Origin of the sequence: Pseudorhodoplanes sp. (assembly GCF_035565795.1) — a bacterium.
Lineage (GTDB): Bacteria > Pseudomonadota > Alphaproteobacteria > Rhizobiales > Xanthobacteraceae > Pseudorhodoplanes.
Window position 1 is genome coordinate 1 of the sequence record NZ_DATMRV010000064.1, and the last position, 23930, is coordinate 23930.

A 23930-nucleotide genomic window follows, 5' to 3' on the forward strand; every position below is an offset into this window, starting at 1 on the left:
ACGCGGCCTGCAGCAAACCGCGGTTACGCGGCCTGCAGGTTGTCGGCCGAGGACTTGCCGGTCTTGCGATCGGCGCGGAGCTCGTACGAGATCTTCTGACCTTCGTTCAGGCCGCGCATGCCAGCGCGCTCAACGGCGCTGATGTGCACGAACACGTCGTTGCCGCCGTCATCCGGCTGGATGAAACCAAAGCCCTTGGTCGCGTTAAACCACTTCACGGTTCCCGTCTGCATGGGAGCCTATCCTTCATATATGCGTGTATAGAGCCGCGCGTGAACGCGGCCGGTTATGCTCGAGATTTTGGGGGGAATGTCGTTGTCAGACGTGTCTTTGCACACAAGGCGAGACACGAGGCCAAGTCGTTCGGCCGAAAGCTCGAAGGGCTCTATATAGAGCCATTCCAGAAAATTGCAATCGCAGAATGACGCGCGCGCTTCGCGCAGGGTTAGCACCCCGTTGCGCCCCCGCAGATTCACTCGATCGTCAGCCAAAAGCGCGTCAGCGCTCCTCGACAAAACGCAACCGACCGACCGGCTGCAGCGTACTGGCGTCGAACGTGCGAAGCTCGACGACCCCACCGATATCGACCGTCACCACCACGCGGTTGGCGGTGACGGCAGTCGACATCACCTTCGCGCCCTTGGGCAGCGTCGCGACGATGTCCGATTGCGCCGGCGGCGCATCGGCGCTGCGATAGATGCGCAAACCGACCAGCACGACAACCACCGAAATGCCGAGAACGGTCGCAATCGCGGAGAGCATCGACATGCGCCGGACCTTGTTGACCACCGCTTGTGCTGCGGGATCGAGCGGCTTGCCGTCGGCGTCTTTCAGGGGTTCGGTGGACATGATCGGACGATGTGCGTGAGATTTTGCGGCGTTCGCCTCAGCCCCCTGTGGGGAGAGAGGTGGCCGCCAGAGCCGAAAGCCGAGGCGGCCCGGAGGGGGTAAGCCACTATCGCGGCGCTTGCAACTTGCCCGCTCCCCGGCCCTTTCCGACGCACGGACCAGGAGGAGATCGCGGCGGTCTTAGACTTCGCACTTCACCAATCGCCTGCGAGACACCATAAAGCGCGCATGACCACAGCCTCCACCGAAACCCTCACGGTCGCTCCCGAACACGCCGGAACGCGGCTCGATCGCGTGCTGGCGGCCGGGCTCTCCGAACTGTCCCGCACGCGCCTCAAGGCCCTGATCCTCGAGGGCGCAGTGACCGCGGGCGGTCGCGTGATCGACGATCCGGGGCACAAGGTGAAAGCGGGCGACGTGCTCACGGTCGCCGTCCCGCCTCCGGAGCCGGCCGAACCCGAGGGCGAGAACATCCCGCTCTCCATTCTTTTCGAGGATGACCAGGTCATCGTGATCGACAAGCCGGCGGGTCTCGTCGTGCATCCGGCCGCGGGCCATCAGACCGGCACGCTGGTCAATGCGCTGATCGCGCATTGCGGGGCTTCGCTCTCCGGCATCGGCGGCGTCATGCGTCCCGGCATCGTCCACCGGCTCGACAAGGACACCTCCGGGGTGATGATCGTCGCCAAGACCGACAAGGCGCACAAATCGCTGTCGGAACAATTCGCCGATCACGGCCGCACCGGCGATCTCGAACGCGGCTATCTCGCCTTCGTCTGGGGGGTGCCGGACCGGCCGCGCGGCACCATCGACGCGCCGATCGACCGGCATCCGCATTCCCGCGACAAGATGGCCGTGCGCCAGGGCGGACGCGAGGCGATCACCCACTGGGAGGTGAAGGAGCGCTTCCTTGGCTCCAACGGGAAGCCGATCGCCAGCCTCATCGAATGCCGGCTCGAAACCGGGCGGACGCACCAGATCCGGGTGCATCTCGCCCATATCGGACATCCGATTCTCGGGGACGAAACCTACGCCACAGGCTACCGCACCAAGGCCGCCCTCCTGCCGAAATCCGCGCAGGCCGCCCTGCAGGCCCTTGGACGGCAGGCCCTGCATGCTTATTTACTCGTTTTCGAACACCCCGTTTCAGGCAAGATCGAGCAATTCCAGTCGGAACTGCCGGTCGCGCTCGCCCGTTTGCGTGATAGCTTGTCTGCAGGTTGAAGCCAGGCGTCAACGATCGCGATTTGCGAAAAATACGATGTAAATCAGTGACTTGGATACGGCCGGAGTGCGGCTTCCGGTCACCCCCCGCTCACGCGCAGGTGACAGGAATGTAACTTTCTTTCGCCATCCCGGTCCCCTATGCTGCGAATGCGGTATGTTGCACCGCAGCATGTTCCGCCGGCCCGCTGACGGCGGCGGGGCATATGCCCGCCGATCCTCGGGGGCACGAAGATGATATGGAGGGCGCATACATGGCCCGTTCTGCGGCTATGCCGATGATCACCGCCGAAGGCGGTCTGTCTCGTTATCTGGAAGAAATTCGGCGGTTCCCCATGCTGGAGCCGCACGAGGAATATATGCTGGCCAAGTCCTGGCGCGAGCATGGCGACCGCGACGCGGCGCACAAACTCGTCACCAGCCATTTGCGGCTCGTCGCGAAGATCGCGATGGGATACCGCGGCTATGGCCTGCCGATTTCCGAAATCGTGTCGGAAGGCAATGTCGGCCTGATGCAGGCCGTGAAGCGGTTCGAGCCGGATAAAGGCTTCCGCCTTGCCACCTATGCGATGTGGTGGATCAAGGCCGCCATTCAGGAATACATCCTGCGTTCGTGGTCGCTCGTGAAGATGGGCACCACCGCGAACCAGAAGAAGCTGTTCTTCAATCTGCGCAAGGCGAAGAGCAAGATCTCCGCGCTTGGCGAAGGCGATCTCAAACCCGACCAGGTTGCGCAGATCGCGAAGCGCCTTGGCGTCACCGAGAAGGACGTTGTCGACATGAATCGCCGCCTTGGCGGCGACTCCTCGCTCAACGCCCCGATCCGCGATGACGGTGATTCCGGCGAATGGCAGGACTGGCTTGCGGATGACAGCGCAGGTCAGGAAGAAGTGCTGGCGGAAAGCGAAGAGCTCGACAACCGTCGCTCCGCGCTCGACCACGCACTCACCGTGCTGAATGATCGCGAGCGTCGCATCTTCGAAGCGCGCCGTCTTTCGGACGACCCCGTCACGCTCGAGGAACTCGCCGAGGAATTCGGTGTGTCGCGCGAGCGCGTGCGTCAGATCGAGGTGCGCGCCTTTGAGAAGGTGCAGAAGGCGGTGAAGAACCGCGTCGCCGCGATGGAGACACCGAAGCAGCCGGAAGCGCTTCCGGCGCATTGATGCGGTCGCATCCGCGACAGCGGAACCAGAACTTGAAGGGCGGGTTGCGCGGTGCGTAACCCGCCCTTTTCGTTTTGTCGTTTTGCGATGTCTCAAAGCGGCGGCGAGCGACGACGTCATTCATCGTTCATCGGCGCAGGTTTGGTTCCCTACAACGCGGCGATACCCACCCGGAACCGCGGTCAGGCCTTTCGCGTTTTATCTTCGGACAAAGCTGGAGGACTCGCATGACCTATGACCCCTACCGCAACGAACCGCCGCGCGATCCGTATCGCGACAGTCGCGATATCGAATCGGGCGGATCCGGCGCGACAATTCTTCTCGGAGCACTGCTGCTCGCTGCGATCGGCGGCTTCATCTATTTCTACGCGATGCCTGGCGATCAGAGCGTAGCGACCAACGACATGCGCCCGCCGATCACACAGCCTTCGACTACCGGATCGGCACCGGCGCCTGAAACCACCGGCTCGTCGGCCAACATGCCGCCGGCGGCAACGCCGAAGCTTGAGCCGAGGGTGAAGCCTGTCGAGTAACGTCAACGCGTAACGCGTAAGCAAAGAGCCGGGTCAGGTATCTGGCTCTTTTGCTTTGCGGAACATCGGGCCGCATGCGCGGTTTCTGGCAACAACCGGAGCAAACACATGCCGACGCCGCAGGAGCTCGAAGCGAAATTCTGGAAAGCGCTGAAGTCCGACCGCACCGTCATGCTCGGCGTCGACGGCGTCGAGGACAGACACGCACGGCCGATGACCGCTTTGGTCGAAGGCGAGAAGAGCCCGCTCTGGATCTTCACATCGCGCGATACAGTGTTAGTCAGAACGCTTCGGAACGGTGCGCATGCCGACGCGACATTCGCGTCGAAGGGCCACGACCTGTTTGCAACGATTCATGGTGCCATCGCGCTCGACATGGATCGTGCCGCGATTGACCGCTTGTGGAATCCATTCGTCGCAGCCTGGTTCACGGGCAAGGACGACGCCAAGCTCGCCCTGCTCCGCTTCGATGCAGAGCGCGCCGAGATCTGGCTCGACGATTTCAGCCTGGTCGCCGGCGTGAAGATGCTGCTCGGGATCGATCCGAAGAAGGACTACAGGGACAAGGTCGCGGAAGTCAGTCTGAGCTAACGGCGCAACTCATCCAGCGCCGCCCTATTTCCCGCAGCTCTCCGCGACCGACTTCCAGCGCTGCTGCAGGCCCGCATTTGAGATGCGCGTCACCTGCGTCTTCGCTTCGGGGCCGCCCGGATTAAGCGTAATGCGCAAATCCATCTCGGGCTGCGCCGCGAGCATGGCGATCTCCGGCGTCGGCACCGCGACGCGCCGGCGCAGATAAGGCGCAGCAGGCTCGGTCGGGTTCTTGTGCGTCGACATATCCTTCGGCAGGAAAACGAACTTGCGCTCGCCGGCAGTAAGGACGACCTCCGTGCCGGCGCCCTCATCGCCGCCGACCGCCGGACGCACGAGCACGATCGAGGACGCGTCGCCGGGTGCGCATTGCAGTTCGAGCCAGCCCATGCGCTTGCCGCCATCGGCGCCGGTCGCCTCGAGCAGCACCTTGAGCGTGACCTGCTCCATGCCCGGCTTTCCCATCCAGGGCGTTTGCGCGATCTCGTCCTTGTCGATCCCGAACGCCACAAGCTCTTCGCGCGTCAGATAACGAACCTCGTTATGCGGCACCTTGTTCATCGCCTCGATGAAGCCTGCATCGATACCCATTTCGCGGACGTAGCTTGCGAGTTGCGCCGCGCCCTGCGCGGTGAATTTCCGGCATTGCGAGGCGAGCATGCTGTTGCCCTTCTGACCGACGATCCGGCCGCTGCGCAGGAAGCAGTAATAGGCCGGAGAATGAATGCCGATCGCTCCGCCTGGCGGAATCCAGCGTTCGGCCGCGCCGACCAGCGCGATGCCGCAGGCCGAATTGCAATTGGCATCGAAGCTCGTCCATTCCGACGCAAGTGGCTTGCCGGATTTCTTCGCGGTCTCGCAGACCGCGGTCTCGTTCGGCTTGCGCATGCAGAGCTCCGGCCGCGTCACCGCAATGCCGGCGCGCATTCGGCGCTCGCGCATAATGCGGCCGATCGCCATCGCCTCTTCCTGCAGGCCGCCATTCGAGTTGAAGAAGATCGGAATGTCTTTCGCCTTGGTGCGCGCGAGGAAGACGCGGAACCTCGCCGCCGAGCCCTCGTCGAACTGGCCATCGGCGGCGATCCATTCGCGGCAGCCGGGGCCGCACGAATCCTCCGGCCCGCGGGCCAGGAAAAAGGTCAGCGGCTGTCTGGCGAGCTTGGATTGCAGTTCGGATTTGCGGCTGACAGGAGTCTGGGCCGGCGCGTCGAGGCCGGCAGCAAGGCTTGCGGCGCAAGCCAGAATTGCCGTCAGGGTGATCCGCGCCATCATGAGGCTGTTCCCACCTTACGCAAGCCTACCGACAATGCCATAAGGGGAGCAAACTGAAGTGAGATTTAGGCAGGTTCCGCCGCGATCCTGTCACAGCTTCGTGCGAGGCTTTGCGTATGCCGAGGTACTATTTCAACACCCGCATCGACGGGGAACTGATCCGCGATCCCGATGGCGCCGAGTTGCGCGACCCGGATCACGCATGGACTATGGCGCGCGCCATGATCCGCGACATCCTGCATGACGAGGACGCCGAGCCGCGCCTGATGCGCGCCGCCATCGAAGTGACCGATGAGGACGGCGAGATCGTGCTGGAATTTCCCTTTACCGAAGCTTTGATCGAACCCGGTCAGGGATCGCTGCGGCTGCATTGAGAGTCTCGTCGTTCCGGGCTCGCCACTTCACCGCGCCCCGGAATGACGGTCAGGCCGCTACTGCTTCCACGCCGCGAAGGCTTCCTCGAAGACCCGCTCGCCCGGCGTGCCCTTCTCGATCGCGAGAATGGCGCGGCGATTGTTGTTGTAGACAATCGGAATATCGAACCAGGCGCGCTCCTTCAGGAGCTGCAGATTGCGGGCCTGATCCGACTCCACCGCCGACAGACCGATCAGGAAGAAATTGTTGGTGACCTTCACCGCAAGGCCCGCCAGCGGGGTTCCGCGCGTCTGCTCGGCCTGCTTCATCAGCACGCCCGGCACATTCGAAATGCCGCCGGCGGGGAAGTCCGCAGGCAGGTTGAACATCACCTCGAGCGTATGACTGGCCGGCAGCGTCTGGTCCGTGTTGCGCCGGATCGAGAACGTCATGTTCAGCTTCCGCTCGGGAATTTCCACATCGGCGCGGATCGCGAGTTCGGGCGGCCGGCCGGGACCGGGCGAAACCGTCTCGGTGCGCCAGATCGCCGAGCCGACATATCGGCGGCCCTGCGGATCGTTCGGCTCCTCTTCATAGAGCACGACGCGTTGCGCGACAGCAGGACCCGACGAGTCCTGCGAACCGAGGCGATCAGAAATCTTCGGCCGCCCGGTGGCCGGCTGGCCGGACTTGCTGTCGCGCGCGACCTGCGTCGACGAGCCCTTCAGCATGTCGGTCACCAAGCCGCGCTGGGACCACGCGAGCCAGCCGATGCCCAGCACCAAGACGACGGCGATCGCCGCCTTGATGAGGGTGCCGATCGGGCGGCGCGGACCTTCATCCTCCTCCTCGTCTTCCTCGTGCTCGTGCATGTCCCGCGGCGGCCGCGCGGGACGCGGCGGCGGTGGCTCACGGAACGGATCGGACAGCGGAGGACCGGCATCGCGGCCGGTGGGGCGCATCTCGCGGCTGAAATCTTCCTGCGCGAGCTTGGGCTCCATCATGCGATCGAAGTCGCTTGAAAGCTCCGCGAACGGGTCGCGCGAAGGACGCGGCGCTCCGGGTGGCGGAGGGCCTTTCGGAGGCTGCGGCCCGGGTCCCGGCGTGCGGGGCGGAAGCGGTGAGAATTTTGGCGGCGGCGTTGCACCAGACTTCGCGCCCGGAGGCGGCATGGCGCCGGGCTTTGCGCTCGGCGGAGGCGATGCCGCTGGTTTGCCGGCCGGAGGCTGACGCCCCTCTTTCGGCCCCCCCGCAGGCGGAGCAACCGGCGGACGCTGCGGCCGGTTCTGCGCCGGCGGGGCTGCATTCGGGAAACGTGGAGCCGCAGGCCCGGATGGTGCGGGCGGCGGCGGAGGTGCAGGCGGCGGCGCATCCACCCGCGTGCGGCGGGCCGCTTCGGCCTCGACCTTGCGGATCGCCTCTTCGAGCGCCAGGCGCTCCCGTGTGATTTCGGCCTCCTGGAGCGGAGGACTTACCCCGCGCAATTGCGCGACCAACGCCGTCCGCGCGCGCTCGTAAAGCGCGCGGCGGGCCTCACCGGTGTTCTTGTCGAGACCGGCGATGGCGCGTTGGATCAGAGGGTAATAGTCAGCCATGCGTCCCTGATCGATCCTTGATCACAAAGGAGCCCCTATTCCCCATCGTGTCATGCCTCGAACGGATTCTGTACGAGAATAGTATCCTCGCGCTCGGGTGAGGTGGACAAGAGCGCAACCGGACACCCGATCAATTCCTCGATCCATCTTACATACTTGATGGCCTGGGCCGGCAGGTCGGCCCATGACCGGGCGCCCGCGGTGGCATCCTGCCACCCTTCGATGGTTTCGTAGATGGGCTCGACCCGCGCCTGGGCATGCTCGCTGGCGGGCAGATGGTCGACCATCTTGCCGTCGACGCGGTAGCCCGTGCAGACCTTGATTTCCTTGAACCCGTCCAGAATATCCAGCTTGGTCAATGCGATACCGTTGATGCCGCTGGTCCGGACAGTTTGTCGCACCAGCACCGCATCGAACCAGCCGCAGCGCCGGGGCCGCCCGGTCACGGTGCCGAATTCGCGCCCGCGCTCGCCGATCAGCCGACCGATATCGTTGTCCTGTTCGGTCGGGAACGGCCCCTCGCCCACCCGGGTCGTGTAGGCCTTGCAGATGCCGAGCACATAACCGATGGCGCCCGGGCCAAGGCCGGAACCGGTCGCGGCCTGGGCGGCGACGGTGTTGGACGAGGTCACGAAAGGATAGGTGCCGTGGTCGATATCGAGCAGCGCGCCCTGCGCGCCCTCGAACAGGATGCGGCGCCCTTCGCGGCGCTTCGCATCGAGCATCGACCAGACCGAATCGAGATAAGGCAGCACGCGCGGCGCGATAGCGGCGAGTTCCTCATACACGGTGTCGGGCGAAACTTCGGCAAGCCCGTTGCCGCGGCGCAGCGCGTTGTGATGCGCAAGCAGCCGTTCGATCTTGCCACGCAACGCGGGCAGGTCGGCAAGATCCATCATGCGGATTGCGCGCCGGCCGACCTTGTCTTCATAGGCCGGGCCGATGCCGCGCTTCGTCGTGCCGATACGGGCCGCGCCGGATTCGCGGATCGCTTCGAGTTCGCGATGCAGCGACAGGATCAGCGTCGCATTCTCTGCGATACGCAGATTATCTGGCGTCACCGCGACGCCCTGTTCTTTCAGCCGGTCGATCTCGGCAACGAGCGCATGCGGGTCCACGACCACGCCATTGCCGATTACCGACAGCTTGTTCGGACGCACAACGCCGGAAGGCAGCAGCGAAAGCTTGTAGGTCTTGCCGTCGATAACCAGCGTGTGTCCGGCGTTATGCCCGCCTTGAAATCGGACAACGACATCGGCCTGTTCGGACAGCCAGTCGACAATCTTGCCTTTGCCTTCGTCGCCCCATTGCGCTCCGACGACAACTACATTCGCCATCCGCTCAGTTTCCTCCCGCGGCCCGCGGGCCCTTACTCAACCGTGTGCCCGGCCGTAGCGAGGCTCGTTTCCGATACGGCAAGCAGGCCGCATAGGCAAGACGAAGAGGCCTGCAGACCGGACGAATCTGGCCGATAAGCGGTTGAAAAGGATGAAATTTTGGCAAAGTTGGTCCCTGCAATGGTTATTGCGCGGCCCGCATGCGCAAGACGGCCTTCCGGTCCCGGCAGGGCTTGTGTAGTGAGGTCGGTGCCGCCATCCGGCGGGCTACATCCATCCAACCCGCCGGGGGCGTTCGATGGCCAGTGTCGTGGGCCGGTTTGGCGGCTGGCTTAACCAGCAGGCTTACCTCCTCGTCTGCCTGACGTATCTGATGTGGTCGCTCAACATCGTGCTCGGGCGCCACATCGCGGGCGTCATCCCTCCGGTGTCGTTGAGCGCATTGCGCTGGGGAATCGCTGCCCTGGTGCTTCTGCCGTTCGCCTGGCCTCATCTGAAGCGCGACTGGCCAACGATCAAAATGCATATGCCGATCCTGTGCCTGCTTGGCCTGACCGGCACCACTGGTTACGCGATCCCTTCCTATTGGGGATTGCAATATACGCTCGCGATCAACGGCCTGCTGATCCAGTGCACGATGCCGATGGTGATCGGGCTGATGTCGTATCTGCTGGTCGGCGACCGGCTTACGAGATGGCAGATTGCCGGGATCGTGACGTCGTTCTTCGGCGTGCTGGTGATTCTGACCCGCGGCGATCCGGACGTCCTGCATTCGATTTCATTCAATCGCGGCGACCTCTGGTTCCTGCTCGCGATCCTGATCTTCGCGCTTTATTCGCCGCTGCTGCGCAAGCGGCCCGCCATGCATCCGCTTTCGTTCCTGGCGGTCACGGCAATCGCGGGCACATTGATCGTGGTGCCGCTCGCAGGCTGGGAGCTGTCGCAAACCGGCATGCCGACTTTTGACGCGCATCGCACCGCCGTCGTTCTGTACATGGCGATCTTCCCGTCGCTGCTCGCCTATCTCTGTTACAACCGCGGCGTTCAGCTGCTTGGCCCGAACCCGGTGGCGGCGCTCTACCCGCTCATCATCGTGTTCGGATCGGTGCAGGCGATGCTGTTTCTGGGCGAAGTGCCGCAATGGTTCCACTTCGTCGGAACCGTATTCATTGTCGGCGGCGTGCTGCTTGCGACGCGCATGGCGGCAAAGAAGCAGATCGCCTAGCGTTACGTTACGCGCTCGACGCTCGGGCCAGCGCGCACCGTCGCCTCGGTCGGTTGACCGCAAATAATCAGAACTTCAGCGGCTTCGCCGATTGCACCTGCGGCAGCGCACGCACCGCCTCGAGCACCGCGTCCGGCAGTTCGCCGTCGATCTCGATCAGCGCGACCGCATTGGCGCCCGGCGCTTCGCGTCCGACATGGAAGGTCGCGATGTTGATCCCCGCCTCGCCCAGCGTGGACGAGAAGCGGCCGATGAAGCCCGGCTTGTCGAGATTGGTGATGTAGATCATCGAGGGGCCGAACTCCGCGTCCATGCGGATGCCCTTGATGTTGACGATGCGCGGACGGCCATCGGCGAACACGGTGCCCGACAGCGAGCGGGTCTGACGCTGCGTCGTGACCGTGACAGTGATCAGGCTTTCGTAATCGCACTCGCCCTCGCGGCTGATCTCGTCGATCACGATGCCGCGCTCCTTGGCGATCACCGGCGCGGAGACGACGTTGATGTCCTGCAACATCGGACGCAGCAGGCCCGCCAGCGCCGCGGAGGTGAGCGCCTTGATCTTCATCTGCGCGACCGCGCCTTCATAGGTGATCGTCACCTTTTCGAGCCCGGTCTCGGTGAGCTGGCCCGCGAACGAACCGAGCTTTTCGGCAAGCTCGATGAACGGGCGCAGACGTGGCGCTTCTTCCGCCGTAATCGAAGGGAAGTTGACCGCGTTCGAGATCGCGCCGCGCAGCAGATATTCCGACATCTGGTCGGCAACCTGCAGTGCGACATTCTCCTGCGCCTCCGTTGTGGAGGCGCCGAGATGCGGCGTGCAGATCACGTTCGGATGCCCGAACAGCGGATTCTCGTTCGCGGGTTCGGTCGAGAACACGTCGAAGGCAGCGCCCGCGACCTGGCCGGAATCGAGCGCGGCACGCAATGCGTTTTCGTCGACGAGGCCGCCGCGTGCGCAATTGATGATGCGAACGCCCTTCTTCGCCATCGCAATCGCCTTCGCATCGACGATGTTCTTGGTCTTCTCGGTCAGCGGTGTGTGCAGCGTGATGAAATCGGAGCGCTTGAATAGATCGTCCAGTTCGACCTTCTCGACGCCGAGATCCCTCGCCCGCTCCGGCGACAGGAACGGATCATAGGCGATGACGCGCATGCGAAGCCCGAGCGCGCGATCGATCACGATCGAACCGATATTGCCGGCGCCGATCACACCAAGCGTCTTGCCGGTGATCTCCACGCCCATGAAGCGGTTCTTTTCCCACTTGCCGGCCTGCGTCGACAGATCGGCGGCCGGAATCTGCCGCGCCAGTGCGAGCATCAGGGTGATGGCGTGTTCGGCGGTCGTGATCGAATTGCCGAACGGCGTATTCATCACGATGATGCCCTTGGCAGTCGCGGCCGGGATGTCGACATTGTCGACGCCGATGCCGGCGCGGCCGATCACTTTCAGGTTCTTGGCGTTCTGCAGGACCTTCGGCGTGACTTTTGTCGCCGAGCGGATCGCAAGGCCGTCGTAATTGCCGATGATCTCGGCGAGCTTGTCCTTGTCCTTGCCGAGGTTGGGCTGGAAATCGACCTCGATGCCGCGATCCTTGAAGATCTGTACGGCGGCGGGAGACAGGGCGTCGGAAATGAGAACTTTCGGTGCGGTCATGACATGTGTCCTTTTGGAGGACCGTCATCCTGAGGTGAGAGCGAAGCGAGCCTCGAAGGATGCGGTACGGGCCGTCGCCCTTCGAGGCTCGATGCTGCGCATCGAGCACCTCAGGGTGACGGGACTACGCATTAGGTGAAAACGATCAGGCCGCCTTCGGCAGCTTTTCCTTGGTCCTGGCGTAAGCCCAGTCCAGCCACGGCAGCAATGCTGCGACGTCGGAGCGTTCGACCGTCGCACCGCACCACACACGCAAGCCCGGTAGAGCATCGCGGTGATTGGCGAAATCGAAGGCGACGCCTTCCTTCTCGCACAAAGCCACGAGATCCTTCACGAAGGCCCATTGCGCATCGACCGACAACGCGGTGATCGCGGGATCGACGATCTTGAGGCAGACCGACGTATTCGAGCGCGTCTTCGCATCGGTGGCGAGATTATCGATCCACGGGGTCTTCTCGATCCAGTCGTGGATCGCCTTCGCGTTCGCGTCCGCGCGCGCGATCAGCCCCTTCAGGCCACCGACCGACTTCGCCCAGGCGAGCGTGTCGAGATAATCCTCCACGCACAGCATCGACGGCGTGTTGATGGTCTCGCCGACGAAAATGCCTTCGTTCAGCTTGCCGCCCTTCGTCATGCGGAAGATCTTCGGCAACGGCCAGGCCGGCTTGTAGGTCTCGAGCCGCTCCACAGCACGCGGCGACAGAATGAGAATGCCGTGCGCCGCTTCGCCGCCGAGCGCCTTCTGCCAGGAGAAGGTCACGACATCGAGCTTTGCAAAATCGAGCGGCTGCGCGAATGCGGCCGAGGTCGCGTCGCAGATCGTCAGGCCCTTGCGGTCAGCCTTGATCCAGTCCGCATTCGGAACGCGCACGCCGGAGGTGGTGCCGTTCCAGGTGAAGACGATGTCAGTGTCACTGTCGACCTTGGAGAGATCGGGAAGCTCGCCATACGGCGCCTTGTAGGTCGTGACGTCCTTCAGCTTGAGCTGCTTCTCGACATCGGTGACCCAGCCTTCGCCGAAGGATTCCCAGGCGAGCATGGTGACGGGGCGCGCTCCGAGCAGCGACCACAGCGCCATTTCGACCGCGCCGGTATCCGACGCAGGCACGATACCGATCTTGTAATCGGCCGGTACTTCAAGAATTTCGCGGGTAAGATCGATCGCACGCTTCAGCTTCACCTTGCCCTCTTTCGAGCGGTGCGAGCGTCCAACCAGTGCGTCTTTGAGGGCTTGGAGGGTCCAGCCGGGGCGCTTGGCGCAGGGGCCGGAGGAAAAATGCGGATTAGCCGGCCGCACGCCGGGAACAGCTGTCGTCATGGTCTATCCTTCCAGATAGCACGCCCACTCGTTGGGGAGGGGTGGCCCAGGGACGGGGATAAGGACAGACCGGCACGCCGTCAAGCGGCGTTACGCCAAACTTTGGTAGCGGATGCGTGATCGGCAAACAGGCTGGATGCGCCTCGTTCGAAGATGCGCCGAGTCGAAGATAGGCCTAGTCGAAATTGTAGCGCAGGCCGATACGGAATTCGTTCGCCGTGAGATCCTGCAGCTTCAACTCATTGAGAAGCGCCGGATTGAACGTGACCTCGCCAAGGTTCATGCGGCGATAGCTGAAATCCACCAGCCAGCGCGGCGCGAAGCACCACGCAATACCCGCCATGTAAGCCCAGGCGAACTCGGTCTTCGATTGATAATCCAGCGTCAGGATGCCGAGCGGCGCAGCGAAATCGTAAGCGCGGAACGTCACCGCGCCCGCGCCGATGCCGACATAGGGCGTCAGTCCGTTCCAGGTCCCGAGATCGAGATAGATGTTGGCGAGCGCCGTCCAGGATTCGACTTTGCCGGAAAATGCACCGACATATGGGCCGTCGCCCGAATACCCGGCCTTGCCGGCATAATCGATTGTCACATCGGCGCGGAACCATCCCGCCTTGTAGCCACCGCCACCACCGAACGTGGCGACGTCACTGAAATCGGAATTTGTCGGAAGCGGAAAGGTCGACGTCACGCTCCCGATGCTGGTGTTGGTGCGATATCCGATGTCGCCGCGCAGATACCAGCCGGAGACGAATTCGGTGACAGCGCCTGCGGGGCGGCTTGGCGCGTAGATAACCGGCATATCCGCGGCCTGCGCATTCAGCGAGACGCTGCACATGGCAGCGACACCTGCACACATCACGGCATGTGAGATCCGACGCATTGCACTCATCCTTCGGCAGTCGCCCGTCTGGGCGTCAACGTTCCGGAAACCATAAGCGCCGTTGGTTAAGGCTTCGCTAACCATACGCTGTGCGGCGCGGCCGTTAACGCATTGAAATTGACTCTATTTGACGGAACCGACTGCGAAACCTTGCGAAGCGCACTACCTTGCCGCCGCGGACGAGGATCCGCATCGGACACGCGATGACGCATTCGGCTCGTATAGACTGGATCGACTACGCGAAGGGCGTCTCGATCATCCTGGTCGTGATGATGCACTCGACGCTGTCCAGCGAAGAAGCACTCGGCGCCGCCGGCTGGATGCATCCGGTCGTCGAATTCGCAAAGCCGTTCCGCATTCCCGCATTCTTCCTGATCGCAGGATTGTTCGCCGCGCGCGGTCTCGACAAGGACTGGCGCACGTTCCTCGATCGCAAGATCCTGCACTTCGCCTATTTCTATGTGCTGTGGCTAACGATCCAGTTCGCGTTCCGCGGCCCTGTCTATGTCGCGCAGGGCGGCGTGCTCGAAGCGATGCGGATTTATCTCACGGCATTTATCGATCCGTTCGGGACGCTGTGGTTCATCTACCTTCTGCCGGTGTTCTTTCTCGTTGCGCGTCTCACCCGCCGACTCCCGCCGGCGCTGGTGCTGACCGCAGCGGCTGCGTTGGAAACCGCGCATATCCACACCGGATGGACACTGATCGACGAATTCGCCGCGCGCTTCGTCTTCTTCTATGCCGGCACGCTGTCCGGCCGCTTCATCGTCACGCATGCCGAATGGTTCCGGTCGCGCGCGCTCATCACCTGGGCGGGTCTTGCGGCGTGGGCGCTCGTCACGGCGGCCCTCGTGAAAGCAGGCCTTTCGACAACACCAGGCATTTCGCTTGCGTGCGGCTTTGCCGGCGCGGCTGCGGTCATCGCGATCTCGGTGCTGCTGGCGCGGTTCGATCTCATCGGCTTCGTTCGCCTGTGCGGACAGAATTCGATCGTGATCTATCTCGCCTTCTTCCTGCCGATGGTGGTGACGCGCATCGCGCTCGTGAAGGCGGGCATCATTACCGATCCCGGCACGGTCGCATTCCTCGTGACCAGCGTCGCTGTGACGACACCGCTTGTCCTGCACTGGCTGGTGCGCGGAACAGCACTGAACTTCCTGTTCGAGCGCCCTGCCCGCTTCCGTCTTTCGGAGCGCAAGCACGCGACGCTGCAGCCGGCCGAATAAGCCCGACCGATCCACATTCGCACCAAACGCAAAAGAGGCGGGGTGATGCCCCGCCTCTTCGCATTCCAGTTCGCCGAAAGCTGGCTTCAGCCCTTGCGCATCAGCGGCGGCGGCGGCGCATAGACCGGAGCCGGCGGCGGATTGTAGGCCGCGGGCGGCGCGTAAGCGGGCATCGCGATCGGAGCGATCGTCTCGGTCGGCGATAGATTCCATCGCAGCGCCAGCTTGAAATCGTGCGAGGTGATCGTATTGAACAGGATCGGATTGTACACAGCATTGGCGCCGTTATAGCCGATCAGATCGTTGGTTGCCGCATCGCCAAGATTTACATAGCGATAGGCAAACTCAGCTGTGAAATTGTTGTTGATTTTATACGCGATACCGGCGTGGAGCGCCCAAGCCATCTCCCATTGGGAATGGCTGTTGGAGTACCCAAGCGCATTGTTTGGGGGGATCATATTGAAGTCGACGAAATTGCTGATGGTGTTGCGCGATACACCGATGCCAGCGCCGACAAACGGGGTGAAGCACCACCAGGTGCCAAGATCAATATAGGCGTTGGCGAGGAACAGCCATTCGGATTTGATGCCCTCATACCGGTTCAAACCGGTGCCATTGTTCCAGACATCCAGCCCGGTGAAGGTCGAGCCGCCGCGATATTCACCCGTGGCATCGACGCGGAACCAGTTGTTGAACTGATAGCCAATGCCGAGGCCGAACAGCATGGAGGAATCGAACTCCTTCTGCACGACCGAGACGCCAGCAAATGCCGGATCAGGGCTGGTCAGCTCCTTCACCTTCTGGTTGGTCATGCCGATATCGCCGCGCAGATACCAGCCACCGGTCTGGATAGCGACCGGAGCTTTGTAAACGGGCAGCGGCATGTCGGCAGCGGCTGCAGGACCTGCAATCGATATGGCGACAGCGCCTGCAATCAAACTCGCGTTGATACTTTTCATAATCCGTCCTCACTCGGCGAATGGAGTGAGTGGACCATCGCAGAAATTGTTTAAGCGGCACTTAACCTTGATTTTTAACCGCGAACTTTAACGTTTGCGGCTTGCAAGGCATGTTTGTACCGCGCTCGCTCTGCATTTCTTTACGCCGCATCAACCTTCGCAAACATGGCGTTAACAAAAAAAGCGCGGCGCCGAAGCGCCGCGCAAAATTTGCGATGAACTGGTTCGTGCGAACGTGTCGAATCAATCGTCTTCGAGCTTGCCCATGTACTTCTGCGAATAGAGTTCGAGTCCGACCTTCTTGATCAGATCAAGCTGCGTTTCGAGGAAATCGATGTGATGCTCCTCGTCCTTCATCAGCTGTTCGAACAGATCGCGCGACACGTAATCCTTGACTGAATGGCAATAGGTCGCGGCCTCCTGATAGAGATTGCGCGCGTCGTGCTCGGCCGCGAGATCGCACTCCATCACTTCCTTCACGTTCTGACCGATGCGCAGCGGATCGAGCACCTGCATGTTCGGAAAGCCGTCGAGGAACAGGATGCGCTCCGCGAACTTGTCGGCGTGGTGCATCTCTTCGATCGATTCCGCACGCCACTTCTTGGCGAGGTCGCGGAAGCCCCAATTGTCGAGGATACGATAGTGCAGCCAGTACTGATTGATGGCTGTCAGCTCGCTTCGCAGGCCCTTGTTCAGATAGTCGACAACCTTCGGATCGCCCTTCATGGCCGCAAGCTCCTCATTCCAAACAGTTTGGAGACGTTCTAAACTTAAGAACAGAGCCGCGCAAGGCGGGCGGGCGGATGCCCGTCGCGAAACTCACAGAACGACGTGAAAGAGATCAGGCCGCTTCGGCAGGAGCGGTATGGGCCGTGCCGGCCATCGGGCAGACGGAACAGCCGGAGGCGCAATTGCCGCCCAGCGCCTGGTCCAGGATCGTCTTGATGGTACGGGCGCACCGTCCGCACTGGGGGCTGCAACCGAGGCAGCCATAAACCTCACCGGTCGTCCGCGGCCGCTCGGTATGGCAGGCGGTCCGGATGGCCGTATCGGTCAGGACGTTGCAGGAGCAGACGATCATAACGCAGAGATGGCGCGGCGGGTTAGATAGTTCAACTTGCAACAATCGTTAGCAGGCCGACTTGAGCTGCCGCAAAGCGAAAATGCTGATTTTGTATGTAATCTAAAGTGGATTGGAGCCGACGATGATCCGCTTTGTTCCCGCGATCCTTCTCGTGCTCGCCGGCTTGATCACCGCCATTTCAGCGTCCGCGGCCCCTGGCGGGACCGAAATGCTGATCGTTCTGGCGATCGGGATGCTGATCGCACTGCTTGGCCTTGCGAGCTTACTGAAAGCTGTGGCCGAAGCACTCGCGCTCCGGCGCCGGAAGTGAGGTTTAGGGCGCCGCCTGGGTCAGCGCCTCGACGATCTCGTCGACGATCTCCTCCACGAGATACGGGTCGTCGCCCTCGCCCATCACCCGGATCACCGGCTCTGTGCCGGAGGGGCGGATCACCAGCCGCCCATTGCCGTTCAGGCGCGCCGTAGCCCCGTCGATCGTGCGCTTCACCGCATCGTTCTCCAGCGGCTTGCCCGACTTGTAGCGGACGTTCTTCAGGATCTGCGGCAGCGGATCAAACACGTGGCAGACCTCCGAGACTGGACGGTTCTGCCGCTTCACCACCGCGAGCACCTGCAGCGCCGCGACGAGGCCGTCGCCGGTCGTCGCATAGTCGGACAGGATAATGTGCCCGGACTGCTCGCCGCCGAGGTTGAAACCATGCTCGCGCATGTGTTCCAGCACGTAGCGGTCGCCGACCGGGGTGCGTGACAGCGACAGGCCGAGCGCCTTGAGGTGCCGTTCGAAGCCGAGATTGGACATGATGGTCGCGACCACGCCGTCCTTGGTCAGGCGGCCATCCTCTTTCCAGCTTCCGGCAATCACCGCCATCAGTTGGTCGCCATCGATGACATGGCCCTTCTCGTCCACGATCACCACACGGTCGGCATCGCCGTCGAGCGCGACACCGACATCGGCGCGCACCTCGCGCACCTTGGCCGACAGCGCGGCAGGCTCGGTGGAACCGCAATCCTTGTTGATATTGAAGCCGTCCGGATCGACCCCGATTGCGACCACTTCGGCGCCGAGTTCCCAAAGCGCTTCGGGGGCGACCCGATAGGCCGCGCCGTTCGCGCAATCCACCACCACGCGCAGGCCGTCAAGCGACAGGTCGCGCGGCAATGTGCGCTTGGCGAATTCGATATAGCGATCCTGCACGCCGTCGATGCGCTTGGCGCGGCCGAGGTCGGCGGACTTGGCGAGACGCCGTGTGACGTTCTCCTCCATCACCGCTTCGATCTCGAGTTCGACCGCGTCCGACAGCTTGTAGCCGTCCGGTCCGAACAGCTTGATGCCGTTGTCGTCATACGGATTGTGCGAAGCGGAAATCATCAGGCCGAGATCGGCGCGCATCGAGCGCGTCAGCATCGCGACGGCCGGCGTCGGCATCGGGCCGAACAGCAGCACATCCATGCCAACCGACGTGAAGCCGGCGACCAGCGCGTTCTCGATCATGTAGCCGGACAGGCGCGTATCCTTGCCGATGACGACCCGGTGCCGATAATCGCCGCGCTGAAACACGAGGCCAGCGGCCTGGCCGACCTTGAGCGCGAGTTCGGGCGTGATAACCCCGTTGGCGCGCCCACGAATGCCGTCCGTGCCGAAGAATCGACGTGTCACTCTCGAAACCCCCGTCCCCGTTACTGTTCAGGTCCGTTTAATGACCATCCTACCGAAATTGGCGTCAAAAGTTGTGAGCAAAAGTTGCAGGACCCGAACGCGCGGGTTCGGTGTTAACAACCCTTGGTCGTGACCGCGGACGCGGTCGCCAATTTCGGCCGGTGTATAACGGGATTATCGTCACATGCCTACGGCCGCAGTGCACACGCGGCGCCTGAATAAGGCTGTGCTCAAATTTCGTCCTTGTCCGAAGGCGAATGCGGCGGCTGGACGACATTGACCGGATCGGAGCCCGGGAAGGTCTCCTCCAGCCCCTCGTCGAGAGCCCGGTCGAGACGCTCCTTCCTCTCCTGCTCCGGCTCGTGCTCGTGCTCGCTGTGCTTCCTGCCTGCGCTCATGCCGTGGTCCTTTTCTGCGCGACCAAGTTCTGCACCACCAAGGGCAAAAATGATCGCCGCCAACTCGCGCATTTTTTGCGTCCGCGCGCTATGCTACGCAGAAGTATATGGGATGGAAACGCCAATGACGCCAATCACCTGCATCGAGGATCTGCGCCAGCTTGCCGAAAAGCGCGTGCCGCGGGCCTTCTTCCAGTATGTCGATTCCGGCTCCTATGCCGAGGAGACCTTTCGCGCCAACCGCGCCGATATGGAGCGCGTGAAGCTGCGCCAGCGCGTCCTGGTCAATGTGGACAAGCGCGACCTCTCCACCACCATCGTCGGGCAGAAATCATCGCTGCCGATCGCGCTCGCGCCGATCGGATTGTGCGGCATGCAGCATGGCAATGGCGAGATCCTCGCGGCGGAGGCGGCGAACGAGGCCGGCATCCCGTTTTGCATGTCGACGATGTCGATCTGTTCGATGGAGCAGGTCGCGGAGGCAACCAAGAGGCCGTTCTGGTTCCAGGTCTACGTGATCCGCGACCGCGGCTTCATCGCCGACCTGATCGCGCGCGCGAAAGCCGCGAACTGTTCCGCACTCGTGCTGACGGTCGATCTGCAGGTGCTCGGCCAGCGCCACCGCGACATCAAGAACGGCATGACCGTGCCGCCGCAGATCAAGCTCTCCAACGTGCTCGACATCATGTCGAAGCCGCGCTGGGTGAAGAGCATCCTCGGCGCCAAGAGCAAGACTTTCGGAAATCTCGCAGGCCACGTGAAGGGCATGGAGGGCGTCAATTCGCTCGCGCAATGGACCAACAGCCAGTTCGATCCGACGCTGAGCTGGCAGGACGTCGCCTGGATCCGCTCGCTGTGGCCGGGCAAGCTGATCGTGAAAGGCATTCTCGATGTCGAGGATGCAAAGCTCGCGACCAAGAGCGGCGCCGACGCGATCGTGGTCTCGAACCACGGCGGCCGCCAGCTCGATGGCGCACCGTCATCGATCGCGATGCTGCCGAAGATCGCGGACGCGGTCGGCAACGATATCGAAGTGATGTTCGATGGCGGCATCCGCTCCGGGCAGGATCTGTTCCGCGCGCTTGCGCTCGGTGCGAAGAGCTGCCTGATCGGCCGCGCCTATATCTACGGGCTGGGCGCACTCGGCAAGCAGGGCGTAACGACGGCGATCGATGTGATCCGCAAGGAGCTGGACATCACCATGGCGCTCACCGGCGTCACGAAGATCGCAGACATCAACCGCTCGACGCTCGCGACCGAGACGATTCCGGAAGAGACGCACGTGCTCGAACTTGCGGAGTCGCGCAAGGCCGCAGGCGGGCGTTAGCCGCCATCGGGTGAGCGGGCGGCGGGGGACGGAATGAGCGCACCCAACGAACCGATCACCCCGCGCACAAGGGCAGGCAGCCCGGTTCGACGCATCGCCGCCGCGCTGATCATCAGCGGAATCATCTTCGTCGTGCTGTGGCTCGTGGCCTTCAGCATGATCACGTCGCTGCTGGTCAGCGCCGGCCTCTGCGCTGTCGTGGTCGCAACGAGCACAATCTCGGACATCGTCGAAATGGTGCTCGATGCGATTGCAGCGGTCATCTTCGGCATTTTCGCTGCGATCGCCGCGGTGCTCGCGGCGATCTTCGCGCTCTTCGGGTTTTGATTTCCGCCCTATTCCTTCTTCAGCCCCAGCGCGCTGATCAGCGACTTCATCGACGCGACTTCCTCGACCACCAGCCGCGTCATCTCCTCCGGCGTGGAGGTCGCGACCTGCGCGCCCGATGCCTCGAGCTGCCGGATCACGTCGGGATCCTTCGAAGCGCGCGCGAATTCGGCGTTGAGCTTGCGCACGATGTCGGCCGGCGTGCCGGCGGGGGCTGCGACGCCGAACCAGTTCGCAACGCGCTCTTTGGCAAGGCCGGCATCGATCAGCGTCGGCACATTCGGAATTTGTTCGAGCCGCGCTTCCGAATCGATCACGAGCCCCTTCAGCTTCTTGTCGTCCATGTGCGGCTTGGCCGCGATATAGGACAACAGGCCGAAATCCAGCCGCCCCGTGACGAGGTCCGCGATCATCGGCGGCCCGCCGCGATAATGCACGTATTGCATCGGCGTACCGGTCGCGAGCGCGATCTTGGCGCCGAGAAGATGCGCGGGACTTCCGGCGCCCGGCGTGCCGAACGACAACCCGCCATCCTTCTTCTTGGCGAGCGCGAGCAATTCGGAGAGCGTGTTCGCCGGACTGTCGGCCGGCACCGCCAGCAATTGCGCGAGCCGGAATGTCAGCGAGATCGGCTGAAAGCCGCGGATCGGATCGAAGGGCGGCGGATTCTGCATCGCCGGAATCGACGCCAGTTGCGCGCCGACCACCGTGAGCAATGTATATCCGTCCGGCGCCGCACTTTCGACGGCCTTGGCCGCCACTGCGCCACCGGCGCCCGTTCGGTTTTCGACCACGACTTTCCAGCCGGTGTTCTTCGAAATCGAATTCGCATAGGCGCGCGTCGCGAGATCGGTGACGCCACCAGGCGAAACGCCCACAAGGATCGTGATCGGTCGCGTGGGAAAGTCCTGCGCGTGAACCGTTGACGCACAAGACAGAAGCATCGCCGCGACAAAGCACGGAATCTTCATGGGGTTTCCTTCCAGAGATGTTTGTTGGCGCTCGCAATAACGGCGCGAAGACATCATTTGGTGTCACGCTGCCAAGGTCAAGAACGCATCCTGTTCGCACGTGCGCCCTCGCGCGTCGCACACGGGCAGTTGCCCACCCGGCATCACTGCGATTCGTCCGTCTGCTGCGGTGACACACGGCGCGTCAATCCGCTCGCCGGAGCTCGAACATATTGTCCAGATCATCGGAATCTCTTCGCCGTCCTCCCCGCCGGTGATCATGAAGCTGACGCGAACACCACGCCGGGCCGCGCGTGAATCACACTCCCTTTATGCGCGACGCGATCATTTACATAACTTTACATTCGGCACATCGCCGCGAAACGCGTCGTCGCCAGAGTGGCGAGGTGGTCATCGCCACGACGCCCTGGAGACGCCCCATGACCGAGCACAAGCCCAGCCTCCGCTCCGACGATCCGATCGAAACGCGCGCGCTCATCACGCAGCCCCCGGTGCCGCGCACGCGCCGCGGCCGCCTGTTCATGTTCGCCTCGATTGTTGCGGCGACCGCCATCCTCACCGGCGCCGTCGTCAACAAGGCCCTCAGCAATCCGTTCGGCGGCTGGCATGGCGCACGCGCCCACTTCGGCGCGCCGCTCGACCCCGCGCAGATCGAGGATCGCGCCGACCGCATGGTGCGCCATCTGTCGATCGAACTCGACGCCACCAACGAACAGCAGGAGAAGCTGCGCGGCATCATGCGCGACATGCTGAAGGACGTGTTGCCGGCCCGCGACCTCGCCCGCTCCGCCCGTCAGCAGGCGCGGGATCTCCTGACCGCGACCACGATCGATCGCGCTGCGATGGAAAAGCTGCGCGCCGATCAGATCGCGCTTGCCGACAGCGTGTCGAAGCGCGTCACGCAGGCGCTCGGCGACGCCGCTGAAGTGCTTTCGCCCGAACAGCGCCGCAAGCTCGCGGACCGCTTCCCGCCGCACGGTCCGGGCATGGGCATGATGCCCGGCTGGCGCCGCGGCTGATCGTTACGCTTCTGAATTTCCTTCCCTGACACGGGAAGGATCGGGTGGGGGTCGCTTGAAGTCCCCGCGAAGGCTTGGCCCCCACCCGCTTTTCTTTGTGTCTGCGCAGGTAACGGACTAATTGAACCTGTAATTCAGTCCGACGCGCACGATGTCATAGGCGAAATCGTCGAACACGAAATTGGTGCTCACGCCGGGAGAACTGGGCGGCGGGCTTACCAGGTTGATCGACATGCCCTGCAATTGCAGGTGCAGATATTCCAGCTTGACCGACCAGTTTGCGTCGAGCTTCCACTCGCCACCGAGGCCGGCGGTCCAGCCGATGCGCGTTCCTGTGCCGCGACCCGCATAGCAATCCGAAGTCGGGGCAGCGGCGGTCGTGCTGCACTGAAAAGTCAATGAGCCGAGGCCGCCCAATACCCCCGCTGGTTGAACTGATGGCGCAAAAACCACGGCCGCGCTGTTCTCAACGCCGCCATAAGTCAGGCCTCCGGTCCCATAGAGCAGAAAGTCTGGCGTTATCAGAAACCCGACTCGTCCGCGCAGCGTCCCGAACCACTCAAGGTTGCTTTCCGTGTTGACGTCGAACGCATACGCCGAACCCCAAGCTAACGGTAGCGCGAAAGCTTGCTGGGAGCGGCGGCCACCGATGGCGGACTTCTGGATATCGGCTTCCACGCCAAAGACGAAGGCTCCCGCTTGCCAGTTATACCCGGCCTGCAGGCCGCCGACCCAGCCGTTTCGATGAGCCGAGGTATCGAACGATCCCGGCGCAAAATCGAGGCCCCCTGAGTTAAAAAATGCTTCGCTCAACAAATCGACCGGCTGATTGACGCTGGACGTCTTGCCGAAGCCAACGCCGGTATTCCCGCCGATGTAAAATCCGGTCCAGTTCTGAGCCTGCGCGGCTGAAGAAACGAACAAGGCTGCCAGTGCAGCGCCGACGAAAAGACGTCGCATT

26 protein-coding genes are annotated in these 23930 nt (G+C 62.9%); 11 read left to right on the forward strand and 15 right to left on the reverse strand.

Annotated elements, in window-relative coordinates; all coding sequences use genetic code 11:
• Nucleotides 1-23: 23 nt before the first annotated feature.
• Together VNZ93_RS06790 and VNZ93_RS06795 are read right to left on the reverse strand one after the other, a co-directional pair.
• On the reverse strand, nt 24-233 hold the full coding sequence (locus tag VNZ93_RS06790; protein ID WP_325701938.1) for a cold-shock protein: 210 nt from the start codon (nt 231-233) through the stop codon (nt 24-26).
• Nucleotides 234-498: 265 nt separating this feature from the next.
• Nucleotides 499-849 (reverse strand): hypothetical protein, encoded by a 351-nt coding sequence (locus tag VNZ93_RS06795; RefSeq protein WP_325701941.1) that lies wholly within the window; start codon nt 847-849, stop codon nt 499-501.
• A 228-nt stretch (nt 850-1077) separates the two neighbouring features.
• Between VNZ93_RS06795 and VNZ93_RS06800 the strand changes: the two genes are divergently transcribed.
• The 4 genes from VNZ93_RS06800 to VNZ93_RS06815 all read left to right on the forward strand — a co-directional run bounded on the left by VNZ93_RS06800 (nt 1078) and on the right by VNZ93_RS06815 (nt 4360).
• Entirely contained in the window at nt 1078-2073 is a 996-nt protein-coding gene (locus VNZ93_RS06800; protein WP_325701944.1) for an RluA family pseudouridine synthase, read from the forward strand.
• Between the two features lie 254 nt (nt 2074-2327).
• A complete protein-coding gene (gene rpoH, locus VNZ93_RS06805; RefSeq protein WP_325701947.1) occupies nt 2328-3236 on the forward strand; it encodes an RNA polymerase sigma factor RpoH in 909 nt (302 codons plus the stop codon).
• A 227-nt stretch (nt 3237-3463) separates the two neighbouring features.
• Nucleotides 3464-3769, forward strand: coding sequence for a hypothetical protein (locus VNZ93_RS06810; RefSeq protein ID WP_325701950.1), 306 nt, complete (start codon nt 3464-3466; stop codon nt 3767-3769).
• 108 nt (nt 3770-3877) lie between these two features.
• Nucleotides 3878-4360, forward strand: coding sequence for a pyridoxamine 5'-phosphate oxidase family protein (locus VNZ93_RS06815; RefSeq protein ID WP_325701953.1), 483 nt, complete (start codon nt 3878-3880; stop codon nt 4358-4360).
• 24 nt (nt 4361-4384) lie between these two features.
• Here the strand turns inward: VNZ93_RS06815 and VNZ93_RS06820 are convergent, their stop codons facing one another.
• Entirely contained in the window at nt 4385-5632 is a 1248-nt protein-coding gene (locus VNZ93_RS06820) for a hypothetical protein (protein WP_325701956.1), read from the reverse strand.
• A gap of 116 nt (nt 5633-5748) precedes the next feature.
• On the opposite strand from VNZ93_RS06820, the gene VNZ93_RS06825 reads away from it, so the two are divergent.
• Nucleotides 5749-6006 carry a DUF6894 family protein gene (locus tag VNZ93_RS06825; RefSeq protein WP_325701959.1) on the forward strand — a complete coding sequence of 86 codons (258 nt, stop codon included), beginning with the start codon at nt 5749-5751 and terminating at the stop codon, nt 6004-6006.
• Nucleotides 6007-6063: 57 nt separating this feature from the next.
• Here VNZ93_RS06825 and VNZ93_RS06830 read toward each other — a convergent pair whose 3' ends face one another.
• Both VNZ93_RS06830 and VNZ93_RS06835 read right to left on the reverse strand, forming a co-directional pair.
• Entirely contained in the window at nt 6064-7581 is a 1518-nt protein-coding gene (locus VNZ93_RS06830; RefSeq protein WP_325701962.1) for a hypothetical protein, read from the reverse strand.
• 50 nt (nt 7582-7631) lie between these two features.
• Nucleotides 7632-8918 carry an adenylosuccinate synthase gene (locus VNZ93_RS06835; RefSeq protein WP_325701965.1) on the reverse strand — a complete coding sequence of 429 codons (1287 nt, stop codon included), beginning with the start codon at nt 8916-8918 and terminating at the stop codon, nt 7632-7634.
• Nucleotides 8919-9216: 298 nt separating this feature from the next.
• On the opposite strand from VNZ93_RS06835, the gene VNZ93_RS06840 reads away from it, so the two are divergent.
• Complete coding sequence (locus VNZ93_RS06840) at nt 9217-10143, forward strand: DMT family transporter (RefSeq protein WP_325701968.1); 927 nt, start codon at nt 9217-9219, stop codon at nt 10141-10143.
• Nucleotides 10144-10210: 67 nt separating this feature from the next.
• Here VNZ93_RS06840 and serA read toward each other — a convergent pair whose 3' ends face one another.
• From serA to VNZ93_RS06855, 3 genes are all read right to left on the reverse strand, one after another.
• Complete coding sequence (gene serA, locus VNZ93_RS06845) at nt 10211-11800, reverse strand: phosphoglycerate dehydrogenase (protein ID WP_325701970.1); 1590 nt, start codon at nt 11798-11800, stop codon at nt 10211-10213.
• A 145-nt stretch (nt 11801-11945) separates the two neighbouring features.
• Complete coding sequence (locus tag VNZ93_RS06850; RefSeq protein ID WP_325701972.1) at nt 11946-13118, reverse strand: phosphoserine transaminase; 1173 nt, start codon at nt 13116-13118, stop codon at nt 11946-11948.
• 175 nt (nt 13119-13293) lie between these two features.
• Entirely contained in the window at nt 13294-14001 is a 708-nt protein-coding gene (locus VNZ93_RS06855; protein WP_325701975.1) for an outer membrane protein, read from the reverse strand.
• Nucleotides 14002-14204: 203 nt separating this feature from the next.
• On the opposite strand from VNZ93_RS06855, the gene VNZ93_RS06860 reads away from it, so the two are divergent.
• Entirely contained in the window at nt 14205-15227 is a 1023-nt protein-coding gene (locus VNZ93_RS06860; protein WP_325701977.1) for an acyltransferase family protein, read from the forward strand.
• An 86-nt stretch (nt 15228-15313) separates the two neighbouring features.
• On the opposite strand, the gene VNZ93_RS06865 is transcribed toward VNZ93_RS06860, so the two are convergent.
• The 3 genes from VNZ93_RS06865 to VNZ93_RS06875 all read right to left on the reverse strand — a co-directional run bounded on the left by VNZ93_RS06865 (nt 15314) and on the right by VNZ93_RS06875 (nt 17267).
• Nucleotides 15314-16186, reverse strand: coding sequence for an outer membrane protein (locus VNZ93_RS06865; protein WP_325701980.1), 873 nt, complete (start codon nt 16184-16186; stop codon nt 15314-15316).
• A 243-nt stretch (nt 16187-16429) separates the two neighbouring features.
• On the reverse strand, nt 16430-16912 hold the full coding sequence (gene bfr / locus VNZ93_RS06870; RefSeq protein ID WP_325701983.1) for a bacterioferritin: 483 nt from the start codon (nt 16910-16912) through the stop codon (nt 16430-16432).
• Nucleotides 16913-17027: 115 nt separating this feature from the next.
• Nucleotides 17028-17267 carry a (2Fe-2S)-binding protein gene (locus tag VNZ93_RS06875; RefSeq protein WP_325701986.1) on the reverse strand — a complete coding sequence of 80 codons (240 nt, stop codon included), beginning with the start codon at nt 17265-17267 and terminating at the stop codon, nt 17028-17030.
• Nucleotides 17268-17391: 124 nt separating this feature from the next.
• Between VNZ93_RS06875 and VNZ93_RS06880 the strand changes: the two genes are divergently transcribed.
• Complete coding sequence (locus tag VNZ93_RS06880; protein ID WP_325701989.1) at nt 17392-17580, forward strand: hypothetical protein; 189 nt, start codon at nt 17392-17394, stop codon at nt 17578-17580.
• Between the two features lie 3 nt (nt 17581-17583).
• On the opposite strand, the gene glmM is transcribed toward VNZ93_RS06880, so the two are convergent.
• Both glmM and VNZ93_RS06890 read right to left on the reverse strand, forming a co-directional pair.
• Nucleotides 17584-18927, reverse strand: coding sequence for a phosphoglucosamine mutase (glmM, locus tag VNZ93_RS06885; protein WP_325701992.1), 1344 nt, complete (start codon nt 18925-18927; stop codon nt 17584-17586).
• A 230-nt stretch (nt 18928-19157) separates the two neighbouring features.
• A complete protein-coding gene (locus VNZ93_RS06890) occupies nt 19158-19397 on the reverse strand; it encodes a hypothetical protein (RefSeq protein ID WP_325702011.1) in 240 nt (79 codons plus the stop codon).
• A 52-nt stretch (nt 19398-19449) separates the two neighbouring features.
• Here VNZ93_RS06890 and VNZ93_RS06895 point away from each other — a divergent pair, with 52 nt between their 5' ends.
• Together VNZ93_RS06895 and VNZ93_RS06900 are read left to right on the forward strand one after the other, a co-directional pair.
• Nucleotides 19450-20652, forward strand: coding sequence for an alpha-hydroxy acid oxidase (locus tag VNZ93_RS06895; protein ID WP_325701995.1), 1203 nt, complete (start codon nt 19450-19452; stop codon nt 20650-20652).
• Nucleotides 20653-20685: 33 nt separating this feature from the next.
• Nucleotides 20686-20979, forward strand: a complete 294-nt coding sequence (locus VNZ93_RS06900) for a hypothetical protein (protein WP_325701998.1) — start codon at nt 20686-20688, stop codon at nt 20977-20979.
• Nucleotides 20980-20987: 8 nt separating this feature from the next.
• Here the strand turns inward: VNZ93_RS06900 and VNZ93_RS06905 are convergent, their stop codons facing one another.
• The gene (locus VNZ93_RS06905) at nt 20988-21950 is read right to left on the reverse strand and encodes a tripartite tricarboxylate transporter substrate binding protein (RefSeq protein WP_325702002.1); all 963 of its coding nucleotides are present in this window, start codon (nt 21948-21950) and stop codon (nt 20988-20990) included.
• Nucleotides 21951-22369: 419 nt separating this feature from the next.
• Between VNZ93_RS06905 and VNZ93_RS06910 the strand changes: the two genes are divergently transcribed.
• Nucleotides 22370-22969: a Spy/CpxP family protein refolding chaperone gene (locus VNZ93_RS06910; RefSeq protein ID WP_325702005.1), complete on the forward strand. Its 600-nt coding sequence runs from the start codon at nt 22370-22372 to the stop codon at nt 22967-22969.
• Nucleotides 22970-23086: 117 nt separating this feature from the next.
• Here the strand turns inward: VNZ93_RS06910 and VNZ93_RS06915 are convergent.
• Nucleotides 23087-23930, reverse strand: an 844-nt coding sequence (locus VNZ93_RS06915) for an outer membrane protein (protein ID WP_325702008.1), incomplete at its 5' end; no start/stop codon positions are given.